The organism is Aquibacillus halophilus (assembly GCF_009649745.1).
Classification (GTDB): Bacteria; Bacillota; Bacilli; order Bacillales; family Amphibacillaceae; genus Aquibacillus; species Aquibacillus halophilus.
The window spans coordinates 11,510-29,513 of sequence record NZ_WJNG01000002.1 but is presented as its reverse complement, the minus strand read 5'-3'; the positions used below and the strand labels follow the sequence as shown (position 1 = coordinate 29,513).

Here is an 18,004-nt window from a genome sequence, read left to right as displayed (position 1 = left end):
GTATTTATACCGAGAAAATCTCACTCTTATTTGAAAGTGTGGATACAAAGGGTTATAAAAAACCTACCTTAACCCAACTTTATCGACACAAATAGTTATTTTTTGCAGGACTTCACATTCTCGACATGGAATATCTACTATAGTAATTTTTCATTTAAGGATGGAGGTACAACGATGGCAGTAAAAGAACAATTAATGGCGTTAGTTGATAAGATGAATGCTTACCCCGAGCACATCAAGGACGAGAAAAATCGTATATATCAAATTAACTTAGAAGAAAGCGGTCCGATACAAATCGTAGTAAAGGATGGTCAAGTAGAAGTACGGGAAGGGTTTTCTGACCAAGCAGAGGTAACATTAATTCTTTCAGATGAAAGCTTCTCAAAACTGCTAAAGGACGATCTTAATACAACAATGGCATTTATGACCGGTAAGCTGAAAGTGGAGGGTAAAGTTGGTTTAGCATTAAAACTACAGGAAACCGTGAAAAAATATCAATGATGGCTGTGCAATAACCAGTACCTTGTTACAAGGTACTGGTTTAATTTAAACTGTTTTTCAATAAACTGATGGAGGGTTCGTCATTGAGTTACGACACCTTTTCCTCCCATTGGGATTAGTGTACTAATTCTATCCATTCCAGCCATTATTGGCTTTGCGCGTTCAATTAAGGTTTGAGTAACATCGAGTGATAGAGAGGCTTGATGAGCTTCTTCATTATTCCAAACCTCATAAACAAAGACACCATCAGGATCGCTATCAGATATGCTTACAACATATAACTCACAGTCATCTAATTGTTCCATCGATTTGGCCGCGTCTAAAAGAATCTCTACTAATTTGTCACGTTCTCCTTCAACCGCATTAATTTTTCCGTATAATCCAAATTTGCTCATACCTACTCCTCCTTTCTTTAGTTTTCATAGTTTTATTATTCCATATAAATTGAAGGATTACCTCTGTACTTAAGTATTTTATATTCTACAAAAAACGCCAGGAACACAATCACTGTCATTCGCCTAGATTGTGTTCCTGGCATTAGTTTGGTGACTCCACATTTTTAAAAAGCTTAGTTAAAGTCATATCTTATTTAACTTTTCTAATAAAAACAACCTTAAGATAATCCCCTTGTTTATACTGCTTAATTGTTTTGAAATCGTCTGGTAATGAGAACGTTTCAACAATCTTATACTTCCCTTTTGATTCCTTGAAGGCTTTATCAATAAAACCTTTAAACTTGTCCATATCAAAGCCACTGAAATTGGTAGAAGCAACTATCAATCCTTGATCGTCTGTAATTGCAATTGCTTCCTTAAGTAAGCTGACATAATCCTTAGCTGCACTAAATGTATGCTTTTTAGATCTGGCAAAGCTAGGTGGATCCAGGATAACCATATCAAAAGTAAGCTTATTTCTAACTGCATACTTAAAGTAGTTAAAGACATCCATTACTTTAATATCCTGTTCCTTCTCATCGATACTGTTTACTTGAAATTGCTCGATTGTTTTCGGTAAACTTCGATTGGCGAGATCAACGCTAGTAGTTTTCTTTGCTCCACCAAGAGCAGCAAACACGGAAAAGGCACCAGTATAAGAGAAAGTATTTAAGACTGTTTTCCCTTGTGCATACCTGTCTCTAATTGTTTTTCTAACCTGTCTTTGATCTAGGAATATCCCTGTCATCGGACCCTCATTTAGATAAACAGCAAAATTCACACCATTTTCTTTAATGATGATTGGAAATTCTCCTCGTTCTCCGGCTACAAAATCATCCTCTTCGATATATTTTCCACCTGTATCAAATCTTTTTTTCTGATAGATCCCTTTAAATTCCACTAAGTTTTTTAGTGCCTCAATAATCAAATCCTTGAACTGATAGATTCCTTGGCTATACCAATTGATCACATAATAACCAGCATAATAGTCAATTGTCAGGCCGCCGATTCCATCACCTTCTCCATTAAACAGACGGAAAGCTGTAGTATCTTTGTCTTGATAAAATGATCCACGTTGATCTAGTGCGGTACTCATTTTATTATCAAAGAACTGTTGGTCGATTGGTTGTATTTCCTTCTGGGTTAGTACCCAACCATAGCCTTTGTTCTGTCTACCATAATAACCTCTGCCTAGAAAGTTATTCTTCTCGTCAACTAGTCGTACGATTGATCCTTCTTTTGTTAACGTTTCGATGTTTATAATTGACTCTTTAATAATGTTTGGGAAACCAGACTTATATTTCGTAGCAAACTTATCTTTAATCTGTAACTGAACCTCATTCTTCATTGTTTTCATCCTAACTATTGTTTAAATTACCATTCCATTTGGTAAACAAAGTTTATTTGTTTAACATCAGTATCTCCCGAATATCATCTTCTGTAAGCGCAGATGATGCTTTCTCTTCAGTATCTATGATTTCACCAATTAGATTTCTCTTTTTCTCCTGAAGTTCATTCATCTTTTCTTCGATTGTGCCACGGGCAACTAATTTGATAACCTGGACTGAATGAAGCTGACCGATTCGATAGGCTCGATCAGCCGCTTGCTCCTCGACAGCAGGATTCCACCAGCTATCATACATTATTACAGTGTCAGCACCAGTCAGATTAAGGCCTGTACCACCGGCCTTCAAAGAGATTAAGAATAGGTCTCTTTCACCTAAATTAAATCGATTGCAGATTTCTACTCTTTCCTCTGATGGAGTTTGTCCATCAAGATAAAAAAATGGAACTCCTTTTACCACAAGTTCTCTCCCAATCAGGTCAAGCATTTTTGTGAATTGCGAGAAAACCAATACCCTTCTGCCCGCTAGCTTTGATTCCTCTACAATTCTTAAAAGTTGTTCAAATTTAGCCGAACTCCCCTTATAATCATCGACAAATAAACTTGGATGACAACAAATTTGGCGTAGCCTAGTTAAACCAGCTAGTATTCTAATTCGGTTTTTCCCAAGGGTATCCCTATCTAGGTGCTTCCATGTGTCGTGCCTGAGCTTAGCCAAATAGGCAGCATATAGCTTTTTCTGCTCGGGTAGTAACTCGATTGATTCCTGTGACTCTATTTTTTTAGGAAGCTCTAAAAGTACATCCTTTTTCATTCGACGTAGCAAAAATGGGCGAATTCTTCGGGCAATTGCCTTCCTCGAAAGGTTACTATAATCCTTCAAGCCAAGGAACAACTCGGGAAATACAACGTGAAAGATTGACCAAAGCTCCTCTAATGCGTTTTCTACCGGTGTACCTGTGAGAGCAAAGCGATGGTCCGCCTGTATTCTTTTCACCGCTCGCGCTGTTTGTGTAACTGGATTTTTAAATGCTTGTGCTTCATCAAAAAACACGGTATGAAATAACTGTTTCTCGTACCACTGAGTATCCTTGCGCAACAACGGATAGGAGGTAATTACAACGTCTTTATCAGTTATATTTTTTTGCAATATAGACCTTTCTTCTTGAGTGCCATCCATGATCACAGCCTCTATCTCTGGGGCAAACTTAATGATTTCACTAAGCCAGTTGTAGGTGACAGATGACGGACAAACAATCAGTACCGGAAGGCTTTTTTCACGGATAATTGGAAGCTCGGACAAAATAAATGTAATGCTTTGTAACGTTTTTCCTAGCCCCATATCATCGGCAAGTATTCCTCCAAATCCGTAGCTAGCAAGTGTTTTCATCCATTTATAGCCGTGTTTCTGATAGTCTCGTAATAGTGGCGCTAGACTTTTAGGGATCTCGAACTCCAAGCTTCCTGGATCCTGTATTGTTTTCAAAAAATGACGAAACGACTCTTCTACCATAAGTGTATTGCTAGTATCTACTGAATCAAGTAACTGTAAACTCTGAGCCATCGGTAAATTAAGACCATTTTCCAAATCTTGTTTCTGACCCGGAACAGTATGAAGAAAACGATTAATTTCTTTAAATTCTTTTGTTTCAAGCGACAGTAGCGCGCCGTTACGTAATCGATAATATTTTCTTTTTTCCTCAAGGGCAACTAGGATCTCTCTTATTTGTTCCTGAGGGATCCCATCGATTTCAAATTTGAATTCTAACCAATTGGTTCGTTCCTTTTGGACCCTTACTCTAATCATCGGACGCGCTTTGTCTTTTACAATCCGATTTCTTATTGCTGTGGTCGTATATATTTGTACATGCTTACTTAGAGTTGGAACGATATGGTGTAAAAATTGATACTCGAGTTCTTCATTATGTAGGAAATAACCGCTATCTGTTTTAGCAAACAAACTATCCTCCATCAGCTTCTGAATCTCTTCCTCTTTCTCAATATCCCTTATGATCAAGGCATCTAGCTTAAGTTCTCGAGTTTCCAAAGGATTAATTATGATAGTTCCATAATGAAAATCCAAACCTGCAAGCAATCTATTTTTTACTCGATCAAGGTACAACTTGGCAATTAGTGGTGTCTTCATAAATCCTTTTTGAAGTTCTTTTGCTATTCGTACATCACCTAGCTGCTTCAATCCGGGAACGACCTTTTCCAGAAAAAAGTCAACCTGTTCCTTAGGGATCGCAATTTGCTTCGTTCCTGAAGCATCGATCATTCTTTTTAATTCGATCAGACGTTTACAATCTTGATTATCTAGCTTATTTATTTTGCCTTGATATAATACTGACCGATAGGAGTCAAGTACTATCATCTGGGCCAATCCCTCAACATGCAGTTGATAACCTTGTCCTTTTATTTCTACAAAATCAAACCGTAAAGGTAGTACCTCTTCTGTTAAATGAAGACCATTAAACGTATAACCTTCATACGCTAGCTTGACATGAGAAGTCTTTTCAAATAAAGGAAGAAGTTTTTCCCAAGAGGATGGCGGTATGAGTAACAAGTCATCACTAACTTTAGCGTCTGAATTATATGGTAATGTATCAATATATATTTTTTCGTCATGAGCGACTTCGATAAGCTGTTGAATAACAGCATCAGTTTCTTTGTTGAAGCAATGAAGATTTCCGTTATAAGTGAATGTTTTTGAAATTTTACTAGGGTTTCCTCCTTTCACTTGCTCCAAAAATTGACGGATATTTGCCACATCAACTGAACCAATCTTAACTTTCGTTCCGAGTAATTGCTTCGCTTCACCTATCGTTACAGGTACACATGTAAAAACAGCATCAATTACTTGCCTGTTTTCAAAGTGAAGCTGATAACCGCTTGAGCGTTTCTGTGGCTCATTGAAAAGAGTTAGCAATCCGTTGGTCAGTTCCTGGTTAGTTATAGAATCGGACTGATTGGAGTTAATTTGGAGTGCACCGTGACGCTGTTGTTCATTTATCGCTATTAAAACCGCTGCAATATGCTGACAATCTTTTTGAAAACCCTCTAATGTAGGGCAGCTACATGTTGTGCGAAAATCATCATTTCCGTTTGTTTCAATCGTAACATGGACATCTTCTTTTCCTTTCACCGTAGCTTCACAAACATCCGTATTGTAGCTTTCAACTATTACTTTGTTAGCACGGTAAAAAGCATCACCCTTTTTAAAGGAAACTGTCCCACACAATTCTTTTATTATTTTTTGATTAATTTTTATATTCACATGCTTGCCCCTTCCTGAGGCTCATTTGTTTAAAGGGCTTGTTTATGTAGTAATATTATCGATTTTCTAAATTCCAATAGTACGATTGTATCACAATGATGAACTTTTCCTAACATCATTTCTATTTAATTAACTACAAGAAAAAACCTAACAAACCGAAGTTCATTAGGTGATATCCTCTGTTAATTTAAGATATTGTTCAACTGCATCCCTGATTGGTTTGATTGAGTCATCCCAATATTTACGGTTTGTTAAGTCCTGATCTAAATACGTTTCGGCTAACTGTTCGACAGTCATTTTTCCGGAATTTTTCAATAACTCGTCGTACTGTTCGGAGAATTTACTGCCATTTTGCTTAGATAATGAATAAATTCCATTGCTGAATAAGTAGCCGATTGTGTAAGGTATATTGTAGAATGCCTGCTCCGTACTGTAAAAATGACCAATGACCATCCACATATAAGGATTAACCTCATCAATCGTATTTCCATATAAATCCCTTTCTACCCTTTCCATTACGTTAACCAATTCGTCAGCAGTCACTAATCCTTTTTGTCTTTTTCGATAAAAATCTAGCTCAAATTGAAACATATTTGGTACCATGCCAAGGTACTTTAATCCGCTTGAAATTTTCATTTCTAGTAATGCTAGTTTTTCGTCTTTATCTGTCGCTTGATCTATGACTGCGTCTAAAACTAAATTTTCCATAAAAGTTGAAGCTGTCTCAGCAACACTGGTGCCTTTTTCCTGGGCAAAAGCCGGTTCTTCATGCAAAATGTAATTGTGATATGCATGCCCTAATTCATGAGCAATTGTGACAACATCCTGATAATTACCACGGAAAGTAAGAAAGACACGACTCTCCTTTGCTACCGGCATAGAGGCACAAAACCCTCCCATTGCTTTATCGTCTCGATCTTCTACTTCGATCCATCCCTCGTTAAAGGCTCGCTCTGCAAACTTGCCTAACTTGTCACTAAACTGAAAAAATTGCTTAACTATAATTTCGACGGCTTCATTGTAGCTGACCTTTGCTTTAGTTCTAAAAGTTGGAGAATATGTATCATACCAAGATGCCTTGTCAATTTTTTCTAGTTGGGCTTTCCTTTCTATAAATCGCCTTGATAGATCACGGTGTTGGTTAATTGTGGCAACCATTGTATGTAATGTTGTTTCTTGGATTCTGTTAGTGTCCAATACTTCTTTTAGGATATTCGTCCAGCCTCGATTTTTATAGATATCTAGACGAAAGCCAGCAATTCTGTTGAGTACGGAAGCGAAAATATCTGCGTTATTCCTACAAACTTCATTAATTGATTTGACTGTCTCCTGACGTATAGATCGATCAGTAGAGTTCATTGCCTTATCTAAAGCTTCTCCAATCGAAACATTTTTTTCCTGTCCATCCTTCTTAATAGGAACCTTTAAATTCGAAACCAACTGCTGATAGAGCTGCTCCCACCCCCCAAAGCCATTGACAGACAGTTGATTAATTAGCTGTTCAGTATCTGAGGATAGTTTGTCTTGTGCCAATCGCCTACGTTCTTCTAAATAAAAACGATAAGACGAGACCTCCTCTTGTAAGATAAATAAGCTCCAACCACTTTCCGGAATACTTATTAACAGTTGATCTAACTTGATTTGGATTGATTGTAACTTTTGCTTTAATAAGGCACTTTCCTCCAACAATTGTGATGCTAAATCATTCTCCACGTCTTCTGAGTGCAAACAAATTAAATACTCATCAATTTCTAGCCAACCACTCATCACCTGTTGCATATCTTGCAAAAAGTTAACTAATTCTTTATGTAAAGAAGATTTATCCATATCAAGTGTATCAATGGATTCACTAACCCTCGACATCATTCCGCTTAGCTCTTGTATCTTTCCTTCAATCGTATTTAAACCTGTTTTCGAATAAAGTGATTTTAAATCCCAGTTTTCGCTAATTGTCTTTACCATAGTATCCCCCTAGACAATTTGTTCTGATTCTTTTGAAACTGCCCCCCCATTTTGCCCAATTCAAATCAAATAAAAGTACGACTTAATTGTCTCGTGGATCAATTCAGTTTTTTATTAACCCAATCTTTTCTTAAAATTCCCATTATAAAAATATCATGAAATTCTCCAAAGCGGAAAAGTTCCTCACGAAGAGTACCTTCAAGTGTAAAACCACACTTTTGATAAGATCGAATAGCTGCTTTGTTAAAAGAAAAAACTTGTAGTTTTACCTTATTAATGTTCATGTAATTAAAAATGAAATCGAGTAACGTATTCATCGCATCGGTACCATGACCACGTCCTTGAAATTCTGTACCAATTGAAATCCCAACATTACATGAACCGTTTTTCCAGTTAACAAGGTAGACAGCAACCGTACCAATAAATTGCCTATCCTCAATTGTTTCGATGGCAAACATATAATCATCCTTGTCTGCGCTTAGTTCACCGAGAAACTTTTGATGATCTTCTTCTGTCGGCGGAAATGGAATTCCATCGTTCATTAGAAGTCGACTTTCCATTACATCTTCAATCCGTGAAAAATTCAAATAATCCTCTTTGGTAATCTTTCTTAGGACTACATTTGTTCCAGTTAAAAAGCTCTCACTATTTTGTTTAATCAATGTTTCTCCCCCAATTAGTTCGTTTTACAAAGGTCAATAGTCTGGTACTAAAACTCCTGAGGTGTAATATAAACTATTAATTAGCTCCCTCTTGAGAAAACATGTATATCTGCCCTTATGTATCTATTTTTAATATAATCATCGATTATCTAATAATCAACATATTTTTTAGTGCTCAGCAGAGTAATTTTCGACAACTATTTTAATTTTGGAATTAGTAGCTTTTTTGAATTGTGATTTTATGCTAGTGATGAATTTGACTTTCTAACTAAATAAAACAGCTACTCTATTGAAAGAGTAGCTGTTTTTAAGATTTAACGTTGTTCTAAGCGTGCAATTCTGTCATCTAAGTCGGGGTGTGATGAAAAGAGTGACATCATTCCACCTCTTCCATTAATCTTCATTGTTTGAATTGCTGAATCATCGGTGTGATCTTTGACTTTAGCACGTTCAACATGATTTTTCAGTGAGCGCAGTGCATGCGCCATTTTGTCACGTCCAGCTAAGTCGCCACCTCCACGGTCGGCATGATATTCACGATGACGCGAGTAAGCACTGACGACAATACTCCCAAGGATCGAGAATAAAATCTGGAAAATAATTATCGCAGCAAATTGGACAACAAATCTCATTTCTTCACGAACAAATCTTGAAGCGATAATCGCTGCAATTCTCGAGAAGAATACAACAAACGTGTTGACGATACCTTGCAACAATGTCATCGTAACCATGTCACCATTGGCAACGTGTGCAACTTCATGGGCAATGACACCTTCCACTGCATCATCATCCAAGTTATTTAATAATCCTACTGAAACAGCTACAAGTGACCGTTTTTTTGAAGGTCCAGTAGCAAATGCGTTTACCTCATTAGACTGATAAATTCCAACCTCTGGCATGTGAACTAAACCAGCTGCACGTGAGAATCGGTGAACCTTTTCCACTACGGCACGTTCATGTGCTGATAATGAACCGTCCGGATCAAGGACCTTAACCTTCATCATTTTCTTAGCAACCCAACGTGATATTGCAAGTGAGAAGAATGAGCCTATAAAACCGACGAGTATGCTAAATACCATCAATGAAACATAATCGATCCCTAGACCAGGACCTCCAGTTTCAAAAGTACCACTAATACCAGTATAAGTTGTGATTAACGACCAAACAATTACTATCGTTGTCATGACTAGAATGTTTGTTAAAATAAAAAGAAAAACTCTTTTGCCCATTCCTTTGCCTCCAATTCAAGATGTACTACTCGTCTATTTTACCATGATTCTAATGATTTGAGATATAATTTTGCCTACATAGAATTTATTTTTTTCAGTGTTGTCACATTGTCCCATACTCGCAACACCTCGTCCAACTAGTTTTCCTATTTATTATTTATTCCCTTTAAACCAACAACTATTATAGGTGCCTTATCACTTTCACTTTAGTCTCCTAAAGGAAGTTAAAAGCCCTACGTTTGCATTTTATCCGACAATTTCCTTCCATTTATGCTATAATTAAACAATAGAAATGGCAAACTTGTTGAAAAACAAGGACGCAAAACTATAGGGGCTAAAGTAAATCTATGCCAGCCAGTTGCCTACATAAAATTTTCCTTTATATTTAGGTGTTTTATTAGGCGCATTTAAAGTATAAAAGGAGGTTTTATTATGAAAGAACCTGAGTTAAAAGTTGCACTAATAAATTTCGAAAAATTAATTAGTAATCAGCCTGATAACTTTACAGCCATCATCCCGTTTAAGAACTATTTAAGGAATTTTTTGAGGATTAGAACAACATCAATGGATTTACCAACTTCTGAAATCATGACCGTTTTAAAGCACGAAAAACCAAAAGTATACTACTTATTAAAAGCTAATTTCTCCGAAGATCCTATCTTTAATTTCTTAACTAATATAGGCGCAGACTATGACTTATCTCGAAAAAGATTATCAGAGATTAAAGATGTTGTCTAAATAATATAAATGACAAGCCCTACTCTCATATAGTTGGGCTTTTTTATTTTTGTTCACAATTATTACCTTTTTAAAAGTATTGCATACAAACAAACGTTCGTAATATAATATGAATAAAAAGGTGATGATTCAAGTGGATGAACAGATAGAAAAGACACTTTACGCCTACATCGTTCTACCCTATGTATTAAAACTGTTTAAAAAAGACATTCAAACCTTTGAGAATGGTCCGTTTAGCGCGAATGTCCCATATCTGGATAAACTAGATACCGCCATCCAATCTGCACAAGATGATCTAAACGCCGTTAAACAAACAATATATAAGCAATATCATATGAAGGTACGATACCTAGGCAAGAAAAATGACATCATCCGATATGACTGGCAAACTAGAGATGATTCAGGTGATGTACGATTTACCCCAGATCAACTATATGAGCTTACCAAGGATATGATGGGGCTTTATTTGTACGGCATGTTAGCCAAAGAAGTTATTCCATCAAACCGAGCTTGGTATTAGTTTCAGATTTTTATATGAGAAATCATCAATATTAGTTATCCACTTAGGAGGATGAGCATGAAAGCTATTGTTGTAAAACAACCCGGCGGAGCAGAGCAATTGAAGATGAGTGAGCAATCTAAACCGGAGATAAAGCAAGATGAACTATTAATCAGGGTCAAATCGGCTGCCATTAACAGAACTGACATTATTAGTCGAAAGAGAGGACCGAGTTATCTACACAATCCAATATTAGGTGTTGAAGTGGCAGGGATAGTAGAGGAATCAGGCTCTAATACAACCACTGAAGTCGGAACACGCGTAATGGGACTTGTTAATGGTGGCGGTTATGCCGAGTACGCTGTCATGCCTGCTAACCGAGCAATGATAATTCCTGATAAGCTTTCCTTTGATGAGGCTGCAGCTATTCCAGAAGTATTCCTAACTGCTTTTCAAACATTATTTTGGCTCGGTGATTTACATAAAAATGAAACGGTGCTCGTTCATGCCGGTGGTAGTGGAGTCGGAACCGCCGCGATTCAGCTAGCTAAACAATTAGCAGATGCAAAAGTAATTACAACTGCAGGATCACAAGAGAAATTAAATTTTTGCCAATCGCTTGGCGCAGATATAGGAATAAACTACAAGGAGCAATCTTTTGAAGAAGAAGTATTAAAAGCTACCAATAATCAAGGGGTTGAGTTAATTCTTGATTTTATCGGTGCCTCATATTTCAACAAAAATCTAGCTAGCATTAAAACTGACGGCCGTTGGATATTAATTGGTCTTTTAGGTGGTTCACAGTTGAAGAACATTAATCTAATGGAGCTAATGGCAAAGAGAATCCAATTGAAGGGTACGTTACTCACTCCAAGAACAGACGACTATAAAGCCGAACTTACAAAAGCCTTTGTCCAAAAAGCTATGCCACTGTTTGAGCAAAATAAGCTAAAGCCAATTGTGGATAAAATATACTCTTTTGGGGATGTACAAAAGGCACACACCCGGATGGAAAGTAACCAAAATATTGGCAAGATCATTTTGAAGATTGACTAAATTACCAATTTAGATCTGAATTAATGTTCAAAAAGACTAGTGGAGAAGAATTTTCCCCCGCTAGTCTTTAAAATTATCACTATTGCTTTCAACTTATCTTTATGTGTTCTGAAAAGAAGAACAACCTTACATCCTTAACCTTTTCCCCCGTCATATACTCCCAGGCATGCTGATAGAAAATGATTTGATCACGATAAAAATCTCTTAATAGGTTCAAATCATCCTCTTTTTTAACACGATCAGTTTTATAATCAACAATAGTCCACTCACCCTGAAATCTGTAGATTAAATCGATCACGCCTTTTACATAGATTGTTTGCTGACCATTTTCTCTTTTTAATAAGGAATACAGTTGATCACCCGCATTTAACTTCAAGCTGAATGGTACCTCTGTAAGTATTTCATCTGCTGATTGAAGTTTTTCCCAAATATCGGATGCTTTAAATAATCGGATGTACTCTAGAACTCCAGTTTGACGTTCATGTGGTAAGTTGTGATTTGTCAGCTTATTCCTAACATAGTGAGTAACATCTTCACCCTGTACTACTTGTTCCAGTACATCATGAATTACTGTCCCCCACTCCTTTCCACCACCAGCTTCTCTTTCAATAGTTAACACATCATCGTAGGATTTATCCTCGGTAGGGCTCCAAGTGTCATACGTATTCTGCTTACTTTTTTCTAACCAGGCCAAACGATTTCTTGTCTGTTCTTGATAAGATTCAAAACTAATTACTTGGTCCTGCTTTCCAGTATTTGCAATCTCTTCTGCAGGAAGCTCGATTTGTTCGATTGTTTCAATTTCGAACAGCTGACTCCATGGGTTTTTGTTATCATTTTTTGCGCTAGAACTAATAATTAATGCTTTTTCGGCTCGTGTTGCAGCAACATACAAGATGCGTGTCTCTTCTTCTGTTAAATAGCGAAGCTCTTCTTGTTTGAGCGATTCCCAGTCTAAAGGGAGAGCAAGTGTCTTTTGTTGAAAACCTTTTTTTACTGAAAAAGAAAAATAACCTTTTGAGTGATCGTCTTCACGCTTAATATGCTGCGATAAAAACGAATCCGGTTTGACTTGTTTAATCGGATGGGCAAGAAAAACAATTGGTGCCTCAAGACCTTTTGCTTTATGAACATTCATTACTCGAACGGCATCCGCTTCTTCCTCTAGATTGGCTACGACAGTTTTTTCCATTACCATTTCTGAGAACAGCTCACAAATAGCTTTGTAAGTTGTATTACCAGTTGATTCTGCCTGTCGAATTGCTTCTAAAATTTGTAATAGACCTTTGTGTGCTCTTTTTCCTCGTTTATTTTTCAGTAGCAAAGGATAAAATCCCACATCCTCGATAATATTTTCAATAGCAGCTGTTGGTGGGAGAGTTCGGATCCATTTGTGATATGCCGATAGCTTTGTCACTGCAATAGTAAACTTGTCCTTTGTTGATTTTGCTAGAGAAGTTGGAATACTGCTATATAGTGAGAATCTTCCGCCTGCTTGTTTACACTGATACAGGTCATCGTCACTAATTCCGAAGAAAACACCTCTTAACGTTGCCACAAAGGCTAGTTGATCGGTTGGATCAATAAACGTGCTTAACAGCCTCAATAAGTCTTGAAACTCAGTGGTTTCTCCTATAATAATTTCACCACTAACGCTGACAGCAATACCAAAGTCTTCAATTGTCTGAGCATATGTAGCGATGCCATCATTGTAACGAGTCAACACCATAAAGTCTTTAGCCTTATACCCTTCATCCATACGATCATGGATATAACGGCCAATGTTTTTGGCATCATTTTCAATGATATCGCCCTTCGTGCTGTAATCTGCGGGTACCGTTAATTGTTTAACTCCAGATAAGTTATTGTGCTGATCGTTATGGTACGCATGTAAAGGATGAAAGGCAGCTTGATAAACAGTTTCTTGTTCAGGTAAATGGCCTTGAAAGACTGTATTTAAACTTTCTGTTATCGTATCGACAGTTCTAAAGTTCATCGTTAGCTGTAACACTTCTCCACCATGATCTTCAATTAATTGTTTAACACGATTATAAGTATCAATGTCTGCACGGCGAAAACGGTAAATTGCTTGCTTAGGATCACCAACAACAAATAAGGATCCTGGTATTGGCTTACATTTGGTCCATACCTTTTGTTTATGATCCTCACTTGTTAAGAAAAACATGATTTCAGCTTGGATTGGGTCTGTATCTTGAAATTCATCAACAAGTAAACATCTATATTTCTGTTGAAAATAACCTCTAATTTCGGAATTATCCTTTAACAATGCATTCGTTTTTAAAAGTAGATCTTGATAGTTTAATAAAGAACGTTCCTTTTTCAGTTGATCATAAAGGTCCATTGCTCCAGATAAGAAAGTAGTCACCTTTGGATGGGAATATTCCCACCATGATTGCAACAACGGTTTAATCATTTTTTCAGAAATGCTTGTAATCTTTTCATGATAAAATTTGGCGTCTTCCTTTGAGTCCCATCGGTTTAACGTTGGCTTCAAATTCTTATTAAAAAGCTCAAAAATTTCAATGATATTCTTATCCAGATTTGAATCGAGATGACGTATTTTCATGATTGCACCAATAATCGCTTTTTGTAACGAATCGTATTTATTTTTGGGTTCTTGTTCTGGCAATGCCTTTTTCGCCTCTTGTACTAACATTGACAACGACTGGTAGGTAGATTGCAATTCAGGTTTTTCTACCTTTCTTGTAACCCATTCAACATCAGGGTATTGTTTTAAATTCTTCAAGCACTCAAATAAATCATCGATACTGATGCCTAGGTCGTTCATCTCAGCAAGATGCTCAGGTTTATTTTCTTGAACCCATTGTAAGTACACATGCCAAGCTTCCTCTAATAAATCATTGTCATCAGTTTCATCTAATTCTTGAAAGGTCAAATCGAGTCTGGCTTCAATCGGCCGTTCTCTAAGTAACTTGGCACAAAAAGCATGCACCGTCCCAATAAAGCATTGCTCAATATTTTGCAGAGCATGAGATAAAAGTGATTGAGCAGAACCATTTGGCTCCGTCCTCCACTTCTTTTCTAATTCCGATTGAAATCGTAACTGTAGTTCATCTGCAGCTTTTCTAGTAAAGGTAATTGCAACCAGTTTATTCACTTCGCATCTGCCTGTATAAATTAAATTAACCAACCGATCAACTAGGCTGGTCGTTTTACCTGAACCTGCTCCAGCCTCTACTAAAAAATTGGTTGTAAGTTCATGTTTAATTTTTTCTCGTGCAGCCTGGTCAATAATTACTTTACTCATAAGCTCTTACCCCCTTAAATTTCCTTACACCCTCAGCCTGTTGATCCAACTGCTTAGTTCCCAACGTATCCTCAGGATAAAATTCTCTTCTACAAACTGTTTTGAAATCACAAAATTTACAATCATTTACGTCATCGGTCATTGTAAAATGTCCATGCTTAATGACATCAACAAGTTTTTCTAACATGTCCTGTCCATTTATACGCATCTGCTCATCTTGTTTTCGAACATACCTCTCTCCTAATCCTTTGGAACTAGGGAAGAAATAGGAGCTTTCCATCACAGATCCTGATTCGAGCTGTAAGTGTTGTTCAATTGCAAGAGCGTAGATAAAGTGTTGCAACTGTCGCCCCCCTTTGAAAGGCTCCGCTTCATGATAGTTATAGGTACTACCTGTTTTATAATCAATGATATGAAGATGCCCGGCAGTTGATCGATCTACCCGATCAATTTTACCTGATACATGAATTGTTTGATTAGATGGAAGGGTAATAATAGCTGGCGTGTTGCCTTTAATACCAAATGCATATTCAAACTGCTGAGCATCATAATCCTGACCGTATTCCTCCTCTTCCTTCAAAAAGATATGACAGCATTTATAGATGTCTTCCACTTCTCGTTCAAACACACGTTGGCTAGGAGGTGGCTGAATTTCTTTTTGCTCTTCAATCTTTTCCTTTGCGACATTAATAATCGTATCTTTATGAATCGAATATGACGGTTTTTCTCCATTTAATCCTTTATAAAAAAATTCAAAAACACTATGAAGCAGACTACCTCTAGTTGCTGGATCCATCCACGTATATGGGTCGTATGTCATTTCGTCAATAGGTTTCAACTGCAGAACTTCTTCTAGAAAATAAGCATACGGACAAGTGGCAAGCTTTTCTAATTTACCAGCTGTCATTCTTCTTTCTTTATTTTGTCTTGGATCGTATTCAGAGGTATCGATAGTAACTTGTCCATCGAATGACGTAAATACAGCCTCTTTTCTAGCCTGTTCCGCTATCTGTCCATGAATTAAGTTTGGATAGGATTGTATTAACTCCTGACTTAATCGCTGAGAGGCATCTTGTTCAAGGATACGATTCCAGTAATCTTTTTCTTCAAAAGTGTCGGTTGGTGTTAGTGGCACTGTTAGTTGTTTTAAATCCTTAAATTCTGAATTAGGATTGTTTGTTGCCATGCGGTATCCCTGTAAAAATAAATGGGATGGACTAACGGTACGGTTATCATTAATGTCAAAGCTACAGTAACTGATTGAAACAGGTCCGCTCGTATGAGCTAAAACCTGAAGCATCATATAAAGATTTTTCTTGCCTGCTTCTTGGAGAATAGGTAAATAGCCACTTAGCTTACTTCTTTCCTCATCAAGTAATAACGGATCCTCACTTGGTGTACCAGGAAAAGAACGATTGTCTAGTCCAACAATAAACACACGGTGACGATTACTATATACTCCTTTTTTGTAGGAGCATAGATGTAAATGTCCAGCTTTTGGGCCTGACTGATTAACACGAAGCGATAACAGTAAATCACTCACTTTTTCAAACGCGTCAAAAATATTTAGCTGTTCGTCAGCATATGGAAGGATCAAGTCAATTTGTTCGATCATGGCTGTATGAGCTGATTCATCAAGGGCTGAGACAGTCTTACAATGATTCGTTAGCATGTGAGAGATTCCTTTTAAAAGCTCATGGTAATTCATCTTTCCCTCAACGGCAGGCAGCTGTTTGAACAGCTTGAAAAACCATTGATGTAACCAGGTTGCATCATTGAATTGTTGTTGATAGTAACCTGTTTGTTTATTATCATTAGTAGACTCAGCAATTCTCTGCTCAAACTTATTAGTAACTAGTTTTAACTGGGACAGATAGCGAGATTGATTCCAACCCACTTGTGCATCACGTAAAAGCTTTGATATTTTCGTCTTTGACACGGACCCCTCTGGGAGTTCGATCAGGCCTTCATTTAGGAGTTCAATAAAGATTGGTACACTATATTGACCCTTCATCCACCTAATTAGTCCTGAAACTAGTTTGCCAGGGCGGCTAAATAAAATCGATACACCATCCCCATAAGTAACAGGAATCTGATATTTTTGTGATAATTGAAAGGTGGTCGTTACATAGGGTTCTGACTTTGTATAATAGATAACACTTTTATCTAAGTAAGAATTAGATTGTTTAATTTGTTCAAAGATATGTTTTAGCTCTATTTCTTCTGTTTTAGCAGTGAATAGAGAGAGATCGGGGTTTTCAGTTTTGTTCTCAAGTTGATATAAATAACTAAATAGTGTCGGGGTACTCCACCCAATAGAACGGAGATCTTCATGCTCTGGTGTAGGAATCCCAAATAGCCTTGGCAAGGTAAGCTTAAAGATAGTACCTGGTAGTAATCGTTCAAGAAATTCATGTTCTAGCTGGGTAAGGGATAGGTTCGATTGAAGAATAAAGATTGCACCAGAATTTTGTTGGGAAAGATCAGTTGCCTTTTCTAAAACGGTTGCCTGATCCAGAAGTTTATAAGTTGAAAGAATCGCTTGATACTTAGTCATTATTTGAGCTAAATCATGTGCTTTTTCGCTAGAAATGAATGCTTCACTCTTAATGTTTTCACTAAAATATCCGGCCTGACGCAGGTGGGTAATCGTTTGGTAGATGTTATTGCTGAAGGACGGGGTTACTTCAATAGCTTTGAAATAAGATAACTGATTAGTATCGCTCAGCTGTTTCAGGATATTGTAGATAAAGTGGACCCCAACAGCATTGTCTAAAATTTGGTATTCTTGATCGTGCTTGAGTTCAACCATCTCGTTTGCTAGGTCTCGAACTGTCTTTATTTTCAAATTAATAGCTTGATGACCTGCATTTATATAGGCTTGAGCTATTTGATCACCAAGCGGGTGGGAATCGACTAGTAATACTTTTTCTTGAAAACGGTGTTGATAACATATATCATCCAATTGTTCGATTAAAGCTTTCATATAATCACTCCTCGTCTCTCTATTAT

Annotated in this window: 12 protein-coding genes and 1 riboswitch; of the genes, 4 read left to right on the top strand and 8 right to left on the bottom strand. The window is 37.1% G+C overall.

Annotation, left to right across the window (positions count from 1 at the left end):
• The first annotated feature begins 174 nt into the window (after window positions 1–174).
• Window positions 175–501: an SCP2 sterol-binding domain-containing protein gene (locus GH741_RS01420; protein ID WP_153735004.1), complete on the top strand. Its 327-nt coding sequence runs from the start codon at window positions 175–177 to the stop codon at window positions 499–501.
• Window positions 502–581: 80 nt separating this feature from the next.
• On the opposite strand, the gene GH741_RS01415 is transcribed toward GH741_RS01420, so the two are convergent.
• From GH741_RS01415 to htpX, 6 genes are all read right to left on the bottom strand, one after another.
• The gene (locus GH741_RS01415) at window positions 582–896 is read right to left on the bottom strand and encodes a putative quinol monooxygenase (RefSeq protein ID WP_153735003.1); all 315 of its coding nucleotides are present in this window, start codon (window positions 894–896) and stop codon (window positions 582–584) included.
• 190 nt (window positions 897–1,086) lie between these two features.
• Window positions 1,087–2,283 carry a class I SAM-dependent rRNA methyltransferase gene (locus GH741_RS01410; RefSeq protein WP_153735002.1) on the bottom strand — a complete coding sequence of 399 codons (1,197 nt, stop codon included), beginning with the start codon at window positions 2,281–2,283 and terminating at the stop codon, window positions 1,087–1,089.
• A 52-nt stretch (window positions 2,284–2,335) separates the two neighbouring features.
• Complete coding sequence (locus tag GH741_RS01405) at window positions 2,336–5,557, bottom strand: DEAD/DEAH box helicase (protein WP_338079189.1); 3,222 nt, start codon at window positions 5,555–5,557, stop codon at window positions 2,336–2,338.
• Between the two features lie 165 nt (window positions 5,558–5,722).
• Entirely contained in the window at window positions 5,723–7,519 is a 1,797-nt protein-coding gene (locus tag GH741_RS01400) for a M3 family oligoendopeptidase (RefSeq protein WP_153735001.1), read from the bottom strand.
• Window positions 7,520–7,617: 98 nt separating this feature from the next.
• The gene (locus GH741_RS01395; protein WP_153735000.1) at window positions 7,618–8,181 is read right to left on the bottom strand and encodes a GNAT family N-acetyltransferase; all 564 of its coding nucleotides are present in this window, start codon (window positions 8,179–8,181) and stop codon (window positions 7,618–7,620) included.
• A 314-nt stretch (window positions 8,182–8,495) separates the two neighbouring features.
• Window positions 8,496–9,410 carry a protease HtpX gene (gene htpX / locus GH741_RS01390; RefSeq protein WP_153734999.1) on the bottom strand — a complete coding sequence of 305 codons (915 nt, stop codon included), beginning with the start codon at window positions 9,408–9,410 and terminating at the stop codon, window positions 8,496–8,498.
• A 284-nt stretch (window positions 9,411–9,694) separates the two neighbouring features.
• A riboswitch (cyclic di-GMP riboswitch) is annotated at window positions 9,695–9,776 on the top strand.
• Window positions 9,777–9,842: 66 nt separating this feature from the next.
• On the opposite strand from htpX, the gene GH741_RS01385 reads away from it, so the two are divergent.
• The 3 genes from GH741_RS01385 to GH741_RS01375 all read left to right on the top strand — a co-directional run bounded on the left by GH741_RS01385 (window position 9,843) and on the right by GH741_RS01375 (window position 11,703).
• The gene (locus GH741_RS01385; RefSeq protein ID WP_153734998.1) at window positions 9,843–10,148 is read left to right on the top strand and encodes a hypothetical protein; all 306 of its coding nucleotides are present in this window, start codon (window positions 9,843–9,845) and stop codon (window positions 10,146–10,148) included.
• A gap of 109 nt (window positions 10,149–10,257) precedes the next feature.
• Window positions 10,258–10,668, top strand: a complete 411-nt coding sequence (locus tag GH741_RS01380) for a YhjD family protein (protein ID WP_153734997.1) — start codon at window positions 10,258–10,260, stop codon at window positions 10,666–10,668.
• A 57-nt stretch (window positions 10,669–10,725) separates the two neighbouring features.
• Window positions 10,726–11,703 carry an NAD(P)H-quinone oxidoreductase gene (locus tag GH741_RS01375; RefSeq protein WP_153734996.1) on the top strand — a complete coding sequence of 326 codons (978 nt, stop codon included), beginning with the start codon at window positions 10,726–10,728 and terminating at the stop codon, window positions 11,701–11,703.
• Window positions 11,704–11,791: 88 nt separating this feature from the next.
• Here the strand turns inward: GH741_RS01375 and GH741_RS01370 are convergent, their stop codons facing one another.
• Window positions 11,792–14,992: a UvrD-helicase domain-containing protein gene (locus GH741_RS01370; protein WP_153734995.1), complete on the bottom strand. Its 3,201-nt coding sequence runs from the start codon at window positions 14,990–14,992 to the stop codon at window positions 11,792–11,794.
• Window positions 14,985–17,978 (bottom strand): PD-(D/E)XK nuclease family protein, encoded by a 2,994-nt coding sequence (locus tag GH741_RS01365; RefSeq protein ID WP_153734994.1) that lies wholly within the window; start codon window positions 17,976–17,978, stop codon window positions 14,985–14,987. The genes GH741_RS01370 and GH741_RS01365 overlap by 8 nt, the downstream gene beginning before the upstream one ends.
• Between the last annotated feature and the right edge of the window lie 26 nt (window positions 17,979–18,004).